Consider the following 15,834-nt stretch of genomic DNA (forward strand, 5'->3'; position numbering starts at 1 on the left):
CCGCAGCCTCAGTACACCGAAAAGCGTGCATGAAGCGTAAAGGGTCAGAAGAAAGTGACTATTGTTTTAATGATCCCGCACCGCGCTTGTATTCTGCGGCATCTGCGGGCTGCGATCAAAACCCGGTCCGTTGCGCCTCAGACGGAGACAGCGGCATGCAGGCGATCACGATCAATGTGTCCGGCAGTTTCGCTCAGCTTGATCTGTCCGCGTTCAAGCACGACAAACTTGTCCCCAAGTTCAAACGCAAAGTCGAAAAACTGCTCAACGAGTATGATTGCCATATCCCCCCGGCTGCGCAGGAGCTTGATGACTTCGCCGATCTGTTTGATGATATTGGGCTGAATGCCTTCGGTCGGTTCATCCAGCAGCAACAGCCGGGGCTGCGTGATCAAGGCGCGGGCGATGGCCAGTTGTTGTTGTTGACCCCCGGAAAGATCGCCGCCGCGCCGGGACAGAAAGTCCTTGAGGATCGGGAAAAGGTCAAAAACCTCATCCGGGATTTTGTGATGCTGTTTGGGCAGACAGGCAAAACCCGTTTCAAGGTTCTCGCGCACGGTGAGGAATGGAAAGATTTCGCGCCCCTGTGGGACGTAGGCGACGCCCATATGTGCCAGCGCCTGCGCGCTGGTCTTCCCGATGTCCTGCCCTTCAAGCCTGTAGCTGCCGTCACTGCGCGGGTGCGTCCCGGAGATCGCCTTGAGCAGGCTGGTTTTGCCAACGCCATTGGTGCCCATCACACAGGTGACTTCGCCCTTGGCCGCCGACATGGAAATACCATTGAGGATCTGGCTGCCGCCATAATGCAGCGTCAGATCGTTGATTTGAAGCAGGTCAGCGGCCAAGATACACCTCGATTACTTTTTCATCCGAAGTCACGTGATCCAGCGACCCTTCGGCCAGAACGGACCCTTCATGCAGCACCGTGACCTTGCAGTTCAGCCGACGCACGAATTCCATGTCATGTTCAACGACAACGACGGCGCGGGTTTTCGCGGCCTGCACCAGCAGTTCCGTGGTATGCTCCCGCTCGGCAGGGGTCATGCCGGCGGCGGGCTCATCCACCAGCAGCAGCCGCGGGTCCTGGGCGAGCAACATGCCGATCTCAAGCCATTGTTTTTGGCCGTGCGACAGCTCCCCCGACTTGCGGTGCAGCGCTGCGGACAAACCGATCTGATCGGCGAGATCCGCAACTTTTTCATGGTCTTGCCGCGTCGGTCTGAAGCGTAAAACAGCGAAAGGATTGCGGGGTTTTTTCAACGCCATCATCAGATTGTCCGCGACCGATTGGTCCTCGAAAACCGTCGGGCGCTGAAACTTGCGCCCGATGCCTTCCTGCGCGATCCTGCTTTCCGACATGGCCAGCAATGAGACGGATTTCTCGCCCCAAAGCACGTGGCCACTGTCAGGTTTTGTCTTGCCGGTTATGATGTCCATGAAGGTGGTCTTGCCCGCGCCATTCGGCCCGATCACCGCGCGCATCTCAGCCGCACCGATCTTGAACGTCAGATTGTTGATCGCCCGGAACCCGTCAAATGAGACCGAAACGCCGGAAACCTCGAGCAATGTGCTCATTTGTCCGCCTCCCTTTCTTGCAGGGCACCCGCATCCGGGCCAAGGTCTGCCCCATGCCGTTTGGGGCTGCGCCGGTCTGAGATCAGATCGATCAGGCCGCCGATCCCGCGCGGCGCAAACAGCGTGACCGCCACAAAGGAAAGGCCCAGCAGGATCGTCCACCAATTCACCCACTGGATGGTATAGAACCCAAGGTTGATATCGGGTGCCTGTCCACCGGTGAACCAGGTCGAGAGCAGTGACACGAAAGCGGCGCCGATCACAGCACCATAGAGCCTGCCCCGCCCGCCGATCGCCACCCAGACGGCCAGATAGATCGAAGCGATCGGGGCAATTTCCGCCGGATTGATGATGCCCGCCTGCGGGTAGTAGAGCGCGCCCGCGATTGCCGCCAGAATGGCGGTGAAGGTAAAGATAAAGAGCTTGTAGGCCTCAACCGAATAGCCAAGGAAGCGCACGCGCGCCTCGTCATCCCGGATCGCGCGAATGACGGAGCCGAATTTACCCGACACGACGGCCGCACATATCACATAGCCAAGCCCAAGCGCGAGAGCCGAAGCCCAGAAAAACCACATGGAAACAGTCGATTGCGGCACATGGCTGAGCCCGGGCAGGTTTTGCAGACCAGACAGGCCGTTATTGCCGCGCAACCCGCTGTCGTTCTGAAAAAGATAGAGCGCGAGGGCCAGCGTCATCGCCTGTGTCAGGATCGACAGGTAGACGCCCGTGACGCGGCTGCGGAATGCCAGCCACCCAAAGATCAGCGCAATCAGTCCCGGCACGACCACCACAGCGGCCAGTTGCAGGGGCAAGGAATGGGCCACCGCCCAGATGGGCGGGAATTCGGATGCACCCACAACGCCGAAAATCTGGCCCGCGATTCCATCCGATATCTCTTGCGGGGTCGGCGGCAAGGGGGCATTCGCGAGACTTTCGCGCACGATGATTTCGGTGCGCGCATACATCAGCCACATCCCGATGGCGTAGCCGCCGATGCCGAAAAACGCCATATGACCGAGTGAAAGGATACCGCAATAGCCCCAGACGAGGTCCATCGCCAGCGCCACAACGCACAGGCACAGCGTTTTGCCAAGGGTTTTGACAAAACTGGTGCTGATCACCCCGATGCCAAAGCCTTCGGCCAATATGGTCACGCCGAGGGTAAAGAGCGCCAGAAGCCCGAGGAAAATCAGGACCGAAGGATGGCGCGCCACGAAGGGTTTGTGCGGGGGGGCGAGGGCGATGTCTGCCATGGTTCAGGCCTCCGCCGCCCGGCCTTTGAGCGCGATGATGCCGCGGGGCCGGAACTGTATAAAGAGGATGATAAACAGGATCATATAGGTCTGCGCCGCCAATGTGTTTGAGGGGTTCAGCCACTCGATCCCTTTTTGCAGCGTGCCCACCATCGTGGCCCCGAGCAGCGTGCCCCAGATGTTGCCAACGCCACCCACAACAACAGTCATGAAGCTCTGCACGATGTATTCGCTGCCCATCTCGGAGGTGACTTTTGAATAAAGCCCGATGGCCACGCCCGCGATCCCCGCGATGCCCGAGCCAAAGCCAAAGGTCAGCATGTTGATCCTGTCCGGGTTGATGCCCATGGAGGCGGCCATGCGCGGGTTTTGCGTCACCGCGCGCACCTCAAGCCCCAGTCTTGTTCTTTTCATCACGAAAAGGAACAGCGCCAGAAACATCAAGGCGAGGAAGAAGATCGCGATGCGAATATAGCTGATCGACACGATATCGTTGATCACCCATGATCCATCCAGCCAGCCGGGGGCGGTCAGCGGGCGGGCCTGCGTGCCAAAGATGTTCTTGGCCAGCTGTTGCAGCGCAATCGAGACCCCGAAAGTGGCCAGCAAGGTCTCCAGCGGGCGATGGTAGAGCCAACGGATCACCAAACGCTCCATCGCGACACCCGCGCCAAAAGTCACCATAAAGGCGAGCGGAATGGCCAGCAGGATCGACAGCGTATAATCGGGGATGAACAGCTGCACCACATAGCCTGTATAGGCCCCCATCATGATGAATTCCCCGTGCGCCATGTTGATCACGCCCATCACGCCAAAGGTGATGGCAAGCCCGATGGCGGCCAGAAAATAGATCGACGCCAGCGACAGCGCATCCAGCGCCAGATCAGCGGTCTGGTTGACGGCGACACGGGTTTCGATCTGCTCAAGCGCGGTTTGGGCCGCTTGCGCGACGGGCAGGGGCGCGCCGGTGAAAACCTCGAAAAACCTGAACGACGCAAGTGCCGCGTCGATGTCGGCCTCTGTCACCAGCGGTTGTGCCAGCCCGCTTGCGGCCAGCAGCGCATAGGCGGCGGCCCGCGCGTCATCCGTGTTCAAAGAGGCGACCTGAACACCTGCGATCTGGCCTGCGTCGATATTGGCGATCAGCGTATCGCGCATGTTGTCTGTGGACACACGCGGCGGCGCGAGGTCCCGTGCGATCAGAGCGTCATAGGCGGTGACACGGGGCAGGGCATCGCTGCCAACCTCCAGCGCGCGGGCGCCATCAGGCACGGTCTCGCCGACCTCAATGCGGGTCGCGACCAGAGGGTTCAGCGCGGCGCGCAGGTCCACGCCCAGATCGCCGGAGAAGCTTTCAATCGCGGCGATCCTGGCGGTGTCGTCCGTGTCAAAACGGATGGTCAGCAGACGCTCCAGACGCTCTTTTCGCAGTTTGAGGGCCGGGTCGGTTTCCGTAGCGGCGACGCTGCGCAGGGCAGTGAGGTGAGACGGGTCCGCATCCCGCTCAATCGCGCTGAGCGCGACAGCGCGTTCTGCGGGATCAGGGCTGTTCAACTGGAATTGCACGAGGGCTGCGCCGATCATCGCGCGGATGCCGGAATTGGGTTTGAGCTGTTTGTAATCGTCTGCGTCACCCTGCGGTAGCGCCCCGCCACCGGCGACATCGAACAGCGCCAGCGCATCGCCCTCTGCAGGTTGGGCAAAGACAAAGACGCCGGTGGATTTATTGTACCACATCTCCTTGTCCTGCCAGCGCTGCAGAATGCTCTGCGCTTCCACCATGCCGCTGTTTGCAAGCGCATCAATGGCCGGTCCGATGGTGCGGCGCGATGATTTCTTGATGATCTCACCATGGGTTTGCAACAACTGCTGGATCGGTGCTTGGCTATCCTGCGCCGGCGCAGGACCTATAAGCGCGGCGCAAATGAGAAGGCACGCACAGCACCGCAGGACGACAGAAATCATGGGAGAATCCTTCGGATCTGGAAGGCGGCGCGTGCCAGCGTCCGGCACGCGCCCGGTTCAGCGTTCAGGGCGGATCAGTAGTTGGATTTGATCTGCACGCAGGAATTGGTCTCGGTGTTAAACATACCGCAGCCCAGTTCTTGCCAATCCGACTTCAGCACCGCCGATTCCGGCAGGAAATCGGTCCAGGCATCGCCCGGCACCTCTTCTGTCTGCGAGATGATGTCGAATTGACCATCGGCCTGGATTTCCCCGATCAATACCGGTTTGGCGAGGTGGTGGTTGGGCAACATCACTGCCGTGCCGCCGGTCAGGTTCGGAAATTCCTGCCCGTACATCGCAGCGCGCACGGCATCGACCTCGGTCGAACCCGCTTGTGTCGCGGCGTTTACCCACATGTTGAAACCGATGTAATGGGCTTCCATCGGGTCATTGGTCACACGCTCCTCGCCCATGCGGGCTTTCCAGGCCGCGACCCATGCGTCGTTTGCCTCGGAGTCTGCCGACTGGAAGTAGTTCCATGCGGCCAGGTGCCCCACGAGGTTCGACGTGTCGAGACCCGCAAGCTCTTCTTCGCCGACGGAAAAGGCAACGACAGGAATGTCATCTGCCGAGATGCCCGCCGCCGCGAGTTCCTTGTAAAAGCCCACATTCGCATCACCATTGATGGTGGAGATCACACCGACCTTTTTACCATCGGCCCCCAGCGCCACCACGTCAGCGACGATCTTTGACCAGTCAGAGTGACCAAAAGGCGTATAGTTCACAAAGATGTCTTCGGTCGGGATGCCTTTGTGCTGCAGGTAGGATTCGAGGATATTATTGGTCGTGCGTGGATAGACATAATCCGTTCCGAGCAGCGCGAATTTTTCAACGCCAAGCTCTTCGAGGAAGTAATCCGTGGCCGGGATCGCCTGCTGGTTGGGTGCAGCACCGGTGTAGAATACGTTTCTGGAGCTTTCCTCGCCCTCATACTGGACGGGATAGAACAGCAGCCCGTTCAGTTCCTCGATCACGGGCAGCACGGATTTGCGCGACACGGACGTCCAGTTGCCAAAGATCACATCAACTTCGTGTACCGTCAGCAACTCGCGCGCTTTCTCGGCAAAGAGCGGCCAGTCGGATGCGGGATCCACAACAACCGCTTCAAGCTGACAGCCCAAAACGCCGCCCGCCGCATTCTGCTGTTCGACAAGCATCTCCATCGTATCTTTCAGCGTCGTTTCGGAGATTGCCATGGTTCCGGACAGCGAGTGCAGCACGCCAACCTTGATCGGACAATCCGCCAGAGCGGGCAGCGTTCCCGCCAAAACAAGGGCGGTTGTCGCGCCAAGCATTTTTCGTGACATCGTAAATTCCTCTCTTACGATGCGCGGTGGGCTTGCGAAGTCTCTTAACCTTCCCCATATCCCACTCACGCAATTTATTGCGGCGTGCGGCGGCGCTTGGGTTCGTAGGCCGGTGCCGTCGCACGGTTCTGAATGACCTGTTCAGTCACTCCGGAGGCTATGTCCATTATCGGGGGAGGATGGAGTCGCAGCGTGCATTAAGGGAAAAACAGCGCGACCCTGTGCCTGTTTTTTAACCTATACGTGTAAAAGCGCTTAATAATGCGGCGCGCGGTGAATCCGCTGCCCTAGCTGTCCAACAACAGATGCTGACAGGTTTTTCGGTAAGAGGCTGCAAGCTGTCTCGCTCTGGTGACCTGCTCGGGGTGTTGCGAAAACGTGGCGCGCTGCAGCAGCGAGGCATGCGCCATTTTTACCTCAACCCGGTGGGCCAGTGCATCACGTGCCCGATCCCGTGGCAGGGTCGCATCCAGAAGTGACAAGAACACCCGGTGTTGATCCTCATAAAGCGCCGCATCAGGATCGCCCACCAGCCAGGCGTGTTCACGCTCAGCGGAAAATCGCCCGACGCATTCCGCAAAAACCCGAAACAGACCATTGTCCGCGACCGCCGGGGCCGCCAAAGACGCCACCGCAAGGACTACAAAAACAAGTCTTTTCACACTGCCCATTTTTTCAGCATCGCTGTTTGATTTGAACACGTCAATGCTGACACAAACCATCTAATATGGCGTTACCGGGGCGTATGGGCGCGTCATTCCACGGATTATTTTGCAGAAAATGCGTCTAAAATCCGGACAGTTTTTTAATGCGGGCCACAAGACAGCGTACGCAGATCGCGAAAGACCCAGCCCCATGAACGGGCCGCATCATGGAAAATGGCGCTGGTCGCACAGATCAACCAGCGCCACCGCTGTCGTTTAGAGCGTCCAACGAAACATCTGAAACATCAAGTGTCACGCAACGCGTTGAAACCTTTGACTTCAGGCAGCGTTACGTGATGCAAGATTTTCGCATGACGCTTTAAAACAGTCCTTCCAGCAGCGCGGTGGTGTTGGATTTGGTCATCTCAACCGGGTTCCCGCCCGTGCTTGGATCATTGAGTGCTCCTGCGACGATCCGGTCGATATCAGGTGAAGTGACGCCAAGCTCTGTCAGTGTCTTGGGGATGCCCAGTGTTGCATTCAGATCATCCACGAAGGCACAGAAGCCGTCAAAACCACCCTCGATGCCCAGATAAGCCGCGGCGTTGCCAAGGGGGGCGGCAATGGCGGATTTGTTGAACTGCAAGACCGCCGGCATGCAGACGGCATTGGTGGTGCCGTGGTGCGTATGATGGATCGCGCCAATCGGGTGGGACAAGGCATGGATCGCCCCAAGCCCTTTTTGGAACGCCGTTGCCCCCATGGCAGCTGCGGACATCATATGCGCGCGCGCCTCCAGATCGCTGCCGTCGGCATAGGCGCGTGGCAGGTAGTCCTTGACCAGTCGCATGCCCTCAAGCGCAATGCCCTGCGACATGGGGTGGTAATGCGGTGAGCAGAATGCCTCGACACAATGGGCAAAGGCATCAAGCCCGGTGCCTGCCGTGATGAATTTTGGCATGCCGACTGTCAGTTCGGGATCGCAGATCACGACGCTGGGCAGGAATTTCGGATGGAATATGATCTTTTTCTCTTCGGTCTCAGAATTGGTGATGACGGAGGCGCGACCGACCTCTGAACCGGTCCCGGCGGTGGTGGGCACGGCCACGATTGGCGCGATGGCATCGGCATCCGCGCGCGTCCAGTAATCGCCGATGTCCTCGAAATCCCACAGCGGTCGGGTCTGGCCTGCCAGAAAGGCCACCAGCTTGCCCAGATCAAGGCCGGAGCCGCCGCCAAAGGCAATCACACCGTCATATCCGCCCGCTTTGAAGGCCTGAACACCAGCGGCGGCGTTCTTTTCGTTGGGGTTCGGGTCCACATCGGCAAAGATCGCACGGCCAAGGCCCGCCGCTGCCATCAGGTCAAGCGTGCGGGTGGTGATATCCATCCCTGCAAGCCCACGGTCGGTGATCAACAGGGGTTTTTTGATCCCGGCAGCCGCGCAGGCTTCCCCGATCTCTGAAATACGGCCGGCACCGAAACGGATGGCGGTGGGATAGGACCAGTTTGCTGAAAGGGTCATGGGCTCAGGCCTTCTTGAAGTGGTAGGATTTGGGGCGCGTCAGGTTGTGATAGCCGATCAGCGACAGACCACCTCCGCGCCCGGTGTCTTTGCATCCGGTCCAGCACAGGCCGGGGTCAAGGTAGTCGGCGCGATTCATGAATGCGGTGCCGGTTTCGATCTGGTCGGCGATGGCTTCGGCACGCGATGCATCTTGCGTCCAGATGGACGCGGTGAGGCCGAAATTGCTGTCATTCATCAGCCGGATCGCCTCAGAATCGTCCTTGACGGGCATGATGCCCACGACGGGGCCAAAGCTCTCGTCGCGCATCACGCGCATGTCGTGGGTCACATTGGTGAGGATTTGCGGCATGAGATATGCGCCCGCATCCTGCGGGAACAACGCGGGGTCGATATGCGCCCTGGCACCGGCGGCGATCGCCTCGCGGGTCTGGGCGCGGACCTCCTCGGCGAAGCGCGCATGCGCCATGGGGCCAAGCGTCGTTTCGGGGTCCAGCGGGTTGCCCAGCTTGTAGCCACTGACGATGGCCACGGCCTTTTCCACAAAGGCATCAAAATGCTGCTCGGCGACGTAAATCCGTTCGATCCCGCAGCAGCATTGCCCGGAGTTGAACATTGCCCCGTCGATCAGCGTATCCACTGCCGCGTCGATATCGGCATCATCGCAGACGTACCCGGGATCCTTGCCGCCCAGTTCCAGCCCGATCCCCGTGAATGTCCCGGCGGCGGCGCGTTCAATCGCCTGCCCACCGCCAACCGAGCCTGTGAAATTCACAAAACCAAAGGATTTCGCCGCGATCAGGTCGGATGTCGTCTGATGGTCGAGAAACACGTTTTGAAACACATCCGCGGGGATGCCTGCCGCATGGAAGGCCTGTGCGAGGCGTTCGCCCACCAGCGGGGTTTGACTTGCGTGTTTGAGCATCACCGCATTGCCCGCGATCAGCGCAGGGGCCACGGTATTGATCGCCGTCATATAGGGATAGTTCCACGGGGCTACGACCAGAACAACGCCGTGGGGGACGCGTTTGATGACCCGGCGAAAGGCCGCGCTGTCTTCGATCACGATATCGGCCAGCGCGTCCTTTGCGATATCGGCCATGTAACTCGCACGTTCGTTGAACCCGCCGAATTCACCGCCGTAGCGGATGGGGCGGCCCATTTGATGCGCCAGTTCTGGCACGATTTCGTCGTTCATGGCGCCCACATTAGCCACCGCCTTTTGGACAAGAGCGATGCGCTCGCTGAGCGGGCGCGCGGCCCAGTCGCTTTGGGCGGCCCGCGCGCGGGCCACGGCGGCTTCTGCGTCCTCGGCGCTCAGGGTCGGGCGCTGGGCATAGACGCTGCCATCAATGGGGGAGATACAGGTGATCATGGCTCAGGCCCTTTCAAATCCGCGCGCGACTTCCCAGTCGGTCACGATACGGTCAAATTCTTCTTGTTCCCACTCTGCGCAGCGGGTGTAGTGGTCGACCACATCGTCGCCCATGGCCGCGCGCAGCATGGCAGAGTCGCGCAGGGTTTGCGTGGCCGCGCGCAGGGTTTGCGGGATATCGGCGGCTTTGGCGTCTTCATAGACGTCGCCGGTGGTGGGGGCGGGCAGGGGCATCTTGTCTTCAATCCCCTTGATCCCTGCGGCCAGCATCGCGGCCTGCGCAAGGTACGGGTTCAGGTCCGAGCCACCGATGCGACACTCCACGCGCACGCCCTTGGTGCGCTCGCCGCACAGGCGAAAGCCCGCAGTCCGGTTGTCCACGGACCAGACGGTTTTCGTGGGCGCAAAGGTCCCCTTGGCAAAACGTTTGTAGCTGTTGATGTAGGGGGCCAGAAAGAACGTGTAATCCGGTGCATAGGCAATCAACCCGGCCATATAGTTTTTCATCAGCTCCGACATGCCCAGCGGGTCGGCGTCGTCAACAAAGACCGGCGTGCCATCCTGCCACAGCGATTGGTGGACATGGCTGGAACTGCCCACGCGGTCATGGTGCCACTTGGGCAGGAAGGTCGCGGCGTGACCCTGCGCCCATGCGATTTCCTTTATGGCGTTTTTTGCGATGGTGTGGTGATCGGCACAGAGCAACGCCTCTGAATAGCGGATGTTCAGCTCTTCCTGCCCCGCCTCGGCCTCACCCTTGGTGTTTTCGATCGGCAGGCCAGCCGCGTATAGATGGTTGCGGATGGGCCGCATGACCCCTTCTTCCTTGGTGGTCTGGAAGATGTGGTAGTCCTCGTTATAGCCGCTGATCGGGGCCATATCGCGAAAACCGCTCTTTCGAATATCATCAAAGGATTTCTCAAACAGGAAAAACTCGAGCTCGGTGGCCATCATCGCGTCAAAGCCAAGCGCTTTCAGCCGGGCGATCTGCTTTTTCAGCATCGCGCGCGGCGAATGGGGCACCTCGGCATGGGTATGGTGATCGAGAATGTCACAAAGCACCATTGCGGTGCCCTCCAGCCATGGCACGGGCCGGATCGTGTCCAGATCGGGCTGCATGACATAATCGCCATAGCCGCCCTGCCAACTGCTGGCGGCATAGCCATCGGGCGTTGCCATCTCAAGATCCGTGGCCAGCAGGTAGTTGCAGCAGTGGGTCTCCTTGAAGGACGTTTCCACGAAGTTGACCGCGTGAAAGCGCTTGCCCATCAGGCGGCCCTGCATGTCGGGAAAACAGGCCAGTACCGTGTCGATGCTGCCGTCGGTGACGCGCGATTTCAGATCATCAAAGCTGAGGGTGCCGGGCATAAGTCTGCTCTTTCGTGAAAAGGGGGGGCATGGGGGCGACCACAAAGCCGCCCCGCACGACGTCACGTATAGCGGTAGGGACGACCCGCTTTCAACATGTCGGCGTTATACTGTTTGAAGATATCCACCACGCGGCGTTTGACGTCGGATTCGGCTGCGATCTCTTCCCAGAATTCCAGCGCTGCGTTTTCGACCGTGGCCCATTCCTCGTCGGGGATGGTGGTCAGTTCCAGCTTGGTGCCGTTGACGCGCAGGTTTGCCTCGCCGCCCCAATACCACCACTGGCGGTAGTAATGGGACTGATCGCAGCAGACCCGGAACAATGTCTGCAGGTCCTCGGGCAACTCGTTCCAGCGTTCCATATTGGCAAAGAACGACCCGGCCCAGGCACCGGAGATGTTGTTGGTCAGGAAGTAGTTGGTCACATCCGCCCAGCCGACGGTGTAATCTTCGGTGATGCCCGACCACGCGATGCCATCCAACTCGCCCGTTTGCAAGGCGACCTCGATGTCTTCCCATGGCAGGTTCACAGGGACCACGCCGAACTGCGACATGAAGCGGCCCGCCGTGGGGAAGGTAAAGACGCGCTTGCCCTTGAGGTCTTCGAGGCTGCGAATGGGGTCCTTGGTCGCAAAATGGCACGGATCCCACGCACCCGCAGAGATATGTTTGACGCCGACGGCGGAATATTCCTCGTCCCAGATCTCGTTCAGGCCGTACTGGTTGAACAGCACCGGCACATCGAGGCTGTAGCGCGATCCGAACGGGAAATAGCCGCCGAACACCGTGACTTCGGTCGGGGAGGCCATGGAGTCATCATCTGACTGCACGGCGTCGATGGTGCCGCGTTGCAGGGCCTGAAACAATTCGCCCGTGGGGACCAGTTGGTCGGCATAAAACAGCTCGATCTGCATCCGGTCGCCCGCGATCTTGTTGAACATCTCGATGGCCGGGTCGATCACATGTTCGGCCAGGGCAGCCCCGGCATAGGTCTGCATGCGCCATGTGATCGTGCCCTGCGCAATTGCGGGGGCCGCGAGGGCGGCGGGGGCGGCCACGGCGGCCCCTTGGATAAACTTACGTCTGGTTGTCATAGTGGTTCTCCTTATTGGGTTATGTCAGGTTGGCCTGATCTTGGTTGGTTAATTTCCATAAACATACTCCGGCAGCCAAAGCGCAAGGCCGGGAAAAAGCATCACCAGCGCCAGTGCGCCCGCCATGATCAACACAAAAGGCGTGATGGAGGCATAGATGTCGCGCAGGGAGATTTCGGGCGGGGCCATGGCGCGCATCAGGAACAGATTGTAACCAAAGGGCGGGGTCATATAGGCGATCTGCGTGGTGATCGTGTAAAGGATGCCGTACCAAATCAGATCGAACCCCAGCGCGCCCACGAGCGGCACGTAAAGCGGGGCCACGATAACCAGCATCGCGGTGTCATCCAGAAAGGTGCCCATCAGGATAAAGCTGAGTTGCATCAGGATCAGGATCATCCATGGGTTCAGGTTCAAGCGTTCGGTGAACAGGCTCTCTATGGCTTTGACAGCGCCCAGCCCGTCAAAGACCGCGCCAAAGGCGAGCGCGGCGAGGATGATCCACATGAACATGCAGGTGATGCCCAGCGTATTGCGCACCGAATTCTCAAAGACTTCGCGCGTCATGCGGCCCTTGAACACGGCGGCAAGGAAGGCGGCCAGCGCTCCGATGGCAGAGCTTTCGACCAGCGAGGTCCAGCCGTTGACAAAAGGCACCATCATCACGGCAAAGATCGTCAGTGGCAGCAGACCCGCGCGCAACAGGCGCATCTTTTCAGCGCGGGGAATGTCGCGCTCCTCCGCCGCCAGCGCGGGGCCAAGAGTGGGGTTTATCCGACACCGCAGCGCGATGTAGAGGATGAAAAGCGCGGCCATCATCAGCCCCGGAATGACACCCGCAAGCCACAATTGCCCCACGGGTTGCCGCGCGATCATCGCGTAAAGCACCAGCACCACCGAGGGTGGCACCAATATCCCAAGGGACGATCCGGCCTGAATAACACCCGTCACCATCCGTTTGTCATAGCCACGTTTCAGCAATTCGGGCAGCGCAATGGTCGCGCCAATCGCCATGCCCGCAACCGACAGCCCGTTCATGGCGGAAATCAGCACCATCAACCCGATTGTCCCGATGGCAAGCCCGCCGCGCACGCCGCCCATCCAGACGTGGAACATGCGATAGAGGTCATCTGCGATTTTACTTTCAGACAGCACGTAGCCCATGAAAATGAACATCGGCAGGGTCAGCAGCGGATACCACTTCATCAGCTTCATCGCCGCTGAAAAGCCCAGATCATACCCGCCCCGATCCCCCCAGAGCAGTAGGGCGGCAACCACAGCCACAAAACCAATCGCGCCAAAGACCCGCTGTCCCGTCAGCAGCATCAGCATCATGGTCGAGAACATCAGCGTGGCGATCAGTTCATAGGGCATCAGATGGTGTGACCTTTCAGACGCAGCACGTCCTTGAACAGCTCGGAAATGCACTGCAGCAGCATCAGGAAAAACCCGACGATCATCACGGCCTTGATCGGCCACATAAGGGGACGCCACGCGGACGATGATCGCTCCATCCGGCCGACTTCCTCGGTGCCGATCAAAACGCCAAACAGATAGGAAAACGGCGCGTCCTTCCAATAGCCCAGCGAATAGGCGGTGGAACTGACCGCGCCATAAAGCAACACGCAGAGGTAAAAGATCAGGAAACACACGGTAGTCAGGTCAAACCACGCCTTGCGCCTTATCGACCATTCGCCATAAAGCAGATCCATCCGCACATTCGCCCCCAGTTGGATCGAATAGGGCCCGCCAAGGATGTAATAACCGACCATCACGAATTGCGCCATTTCCAGCGTCCAGAGCGTGGGCAGAAAGAACGTCTTGCTGATCGAGGACCACAGCAGGATCGCCATCAGCACGAAAATTCCATACATCACCACGCGCCCAAGGCGATAGTTGAGCGCATCGACGCCGCGTATGTATCCGCGCATCAGACCTTGCATGAAAGGCCCTTGGTGTGCGCGACAGCCTCCGCCACCCAACGCGACATCAGCGTCGCCATGGCGGTCTGCGTGTCCTCTGTTTCAATCAGATCGTTGCGGATTTCGATCATCACATTGCGGCGGCCATGGGGCAACGCGTGCTCCTTCAGAGTGTGCGTCACGCCGTCTGCCGGCCCGTAGGGTTCATTGCGCCGGGTCACAAATCTGCCGGTGTCGGCTTCCAGCATCGCATCGGCAAGCCGCGTGTCCTGATCATGCAGGATGCCGATCTCGACCTCTCTGGTGATCCCCTGATAGATGCGTGTGAAACTATGGATCGTTACGATGATGGGATCGGGTTTTGCGGCCAGAACCTGTGTCAGCCGGTCTCGAAACGGGGTGTAATATCTGGCCGCCCGGGTCTTGCGGTCCTCTTGCGTCAGATTTTGGTTGCCGGGAATGTCGAACACTTCGCTGCGCTCAATCATCGCGCTCGGCACATGGGGCGGGCGGTTGCAATCATAGACCAGCCGCGACACTTTCGATGCAACGAGAGGCGCGTCCAACTGTCGGGACATCAGCACAGCCACCGCGCGCGCGCCGGGGTCCCACGCCGCATGGCTCCGCTTCGCCGCGTCAGACAGCCCCAGATCGCTCAACGCAGGCGGGATGAAGGCGCTGGCATGTTCGCAGACCAGCACGATATCCGAGGTTCCCGCGGCATTGAGCACCTCGACCACTGCGTCATCATCTATGTTTTGCGACTGATTCATCCGCACCCCTGAGCGATAAAGTGCTTGCCTCAGCGCAGATATGTCAACAAAATTGTGAAAAATTTATCACAGACGTGCCGCTGCTGGTAATTTTCTGAACATTTGGAGGGGCGCATGGCAGAAGCAGCGCAGACCATATCGGATCGTATCCAGCAAAAGCTGGAAGATCTCACGCGTGCCGAGCGGCAGTTGGCCCTGTCGATCCTCGAAAACTATCCCGCGTCGGGTCTTGGTCCGCTGACCGCGCTGGCCAAGGACGCGAATGTCTCTGTGCCGACGGTGGCGCGGATGGTGCAAAAGCTGGGCTACAAAGGCTACCCCGATTTTCAGGCCGAACTGCGCGAGGAATTGCGCGCCAAAGTCAAAAGCCCCATCGCCAAGCATGAAACATGGGCAGAGGCGGCGCCCTCGGGTCATATCCTCAACCGCTTTACCGATGCGGTGATCGACAACATCCGCCACACGCTGGGCCATATTGATCCGGCCGGATTTGATGAGGCCTGCGCGCTGGTCGCTGACCCGGCGCGGCATCTCTATATCGTGGGGGGGCGGATCACGCATACCATGGCGGAATACCTCTTTTTGCACATGCAGGTGATCCGCCCGAACCTGACGCATGTGCAGTCCACGTCAAACACCTGGCCGCATTATTTGCTGAATGCGGGCAAGGGCGACGTTTTTGTGATTTTCGACGTGCGCCGCTATGAAAACAACACACTGAAACTGGCGGAACTGGCCCATGCGCGCGGCGCGAAGATCGTGCTCTTTACCGATCAGTGGCGATCGCCGGTGCATCCGCTGGCCGATATCACGCTCAGCAGTCGTATCGTCGTGCCCTCGGCATGGGATTCAGCCGCCACCACATTACTGTTGGTCGAGACACTGATTGCCGCCGTGCAGGGGCTGCATTGGGGCGAGACCAAAGAGCGCATGCAGGAGCTGGAAGAGATCTTTGACAGCACCAAACTGTTCCGCAAATTTACCTGACGCA

14 protein-coding genes are annotated in these 15,834 nt (G+C 59.4%); 1 reads left to right on the forward strand and 13 read right to left on the reverse strand.

Annotation, left to right across the window (positions count from 1 at the left end):
* Nucleotides 1-137: 137 nt before the first annotated feature.
* From urtE to RD1_RS10050, 13 genes are all read right to left on the reverse strand, one after another.
* Nucleotides 138-845 carry an urea ABC transporter ATP-binding subunit UrtE gene (gene urtE, locus RD1_RS09990; protein ID WP_011568374.1) on the reverse strand — a complete coding sequence of 236 codons (708 nt, stop codon included), beginning with the start codon at nt 843-845 and terminating at the stop codon, nt 138-140.
* A complete protein-coding gene (gene urtD, locus RD1_RS09995) occupies nt 835-1,575 on the reverse strand; it encodes an urea ABC transporter ATP-binding protein UrtD (RefSeq protein WP_011568375.1) in 741 nt (246 codons plus the stop codon). Before urtD ends, urtE begins: the two co-directional genes overlap by 11 nt.
* The gene (gene urtC, locus RD1_RS10000) at nt 1,572-2,828 is read right to left on the reverse strand and encodes an urea ABC transporter permease subunit UrtC (protein ID WP_011568376.1); all 1,257 of its coding nucleotides are present in this window, start codon (nt 2,826-2,828) and stop codon (nt 1,572-1,574) included. Before urtC ends, urtD begins: the two co-directional genes overlap by 4 nt.
* Nucleotides 2,829-2,831: 3 nt before the next feature.
* Entirely contained in the window at nt 2,832-4,793 is a 1,962-nt protein-coding gene (gene urtB / locus RD1_RS10005; RefSeq protein WP_044033065.1) for an urea ABC transporter permease subunit UrtB, read from the reverse strand.
* Nucleotides 4,794-4,867: 74 nt separating this feature from the next.
* Entirely contained in the window at nt 4,868-6,142 is a 1,275-nt protein-coding gene (gene urtA, locus RD1_RS10010; RefSeq protein ID WP_044033066.1) for an urea ABC transporter substrate-binding protein, read from the reverse strand.
* Between the two features lie 287 nt (nt 6,143-6,429).
* On the reverse strand, nt 6,430-6,813 hold the full coding sequence (locus RD1_RS10015) for a hypothetical protein (protein ID WP_105880348.1): 384 nt from the start codon (nt 6,811-6,813) through the stop codon (nt 6,430-6,432).
* A 352-nt stretch (nt 6,814-7,165) separates the two neighbouring features.
* A complete protein-coding gene (locus RD1_RS10020; RefSeq protein WP_011568383.1) occupies nt 7,166-8,311 on the reverse strand; it encodes an iron-containing alcohol dehydrogenase in 1,146 nt (381 codons plus the stop codon).
* Between the two features lie 4 nt (nt 8,312-8,315).
* Complete coding sequence (locus RD1_RS10025) at nt 8,316-9,686, reverse strand: aldehyde dehydrogenase family protein (protein WP_011568384.1); 1,371 nt, start codon at nt 9,684-9,686, stop codon at nt 8,316-8,318.
* 3 nt (nt 9,687-9,689) lie between these two features.
* On the reverse strand, nt 9,690-11,054 hold the full coding sequence (locus RD1_RS10030) for a glutamine synthetase family protein (protein ID WP_011568385.1): 1,365 nt from the start codon (nt 11,052-11,054) through the stop codon (nt 9,690-9,692).
* Nucleotides 11,055-11,116: 62 nt separating this feature from the next.
* The gene (locus RD1_RS10035; protein WP_011568386.1) at nt 11,117-12,148 is read right to left on the reverse strand and encodes a TRAP transporter substrate-binding protein; all 1,032 of its coding nucleotides are present in this window, start codon (nt 12,146-12,148) and stop codon (nt 11,117-11,119) included.
* Nucleotides 12,149-12,196: 48 nt separating this feature from the next.
* Nucleotides 12,197-13,522: a TRAP transporter large permease gene (locus RD1_RS10040; RefSeq protein ID WP_044033067.1), complete on the reverse strand. Its 1,326-nt coding sequence runs from the start codon at nt 13,520-13,522 to the stop codon at nt 12,197-12,199.
* Complete coding sequence (locus tag RD1_RS10045; RefSeq protein ID WP_044033068.1) at nt 13,522-14,091, reverse strand: TRAP transporter small permease subunit; 570 nt, start codon at nt 14,089-14,091, stop codon at nt 13,522-13,524. The genes RD1_RS10040 and RD1_RS10045 overlap by 1 nt, the downstream gene beginning before the upstream one ends.
* A complete protein-coding gene (locus tag RD1_RS10050; RefSeq protein WP_011568389.1) occupies nt 14,079-14,843 on the reverse strand; it encodes an N-formylglutamate amidohydrolase in 765 nt (254 codons plus the stop codon). Before RD1_RS10050 ends, RD1_RS10045 begins: the two co-directional genes overlap by 13 nt.
* Before the next feature lie 114 nt (nt 14,844-14,957).
* On the opposite strand from RD1_RS10050, the gene RD1_RS10055 reads away from it, so the two are divergent.
* Nucleotides 14,958-15,830, forward strand: a complete 873-nt coding sequence (locus RD1_RS10055) for a MurR/RpiR family transcriptional regulator (protein ID WP_011568390.1) — start codon at nt 14,958-14,960, stop codon at nt 15,828-15,830.
* The last annotated feature ends 4 nt before the right edge of the window (nt 15,831-15,834 follow it).

Source organism: Roseobacter denitrificans OCh 114, from assembly GCF_000014045.1.
GTDB lineage: Bacteria > Pseudomonadota > Alphaproteobacteria > Rhodobacterales > Rhodobacteraceae > Roseobacter > Roseobacter denitrificans.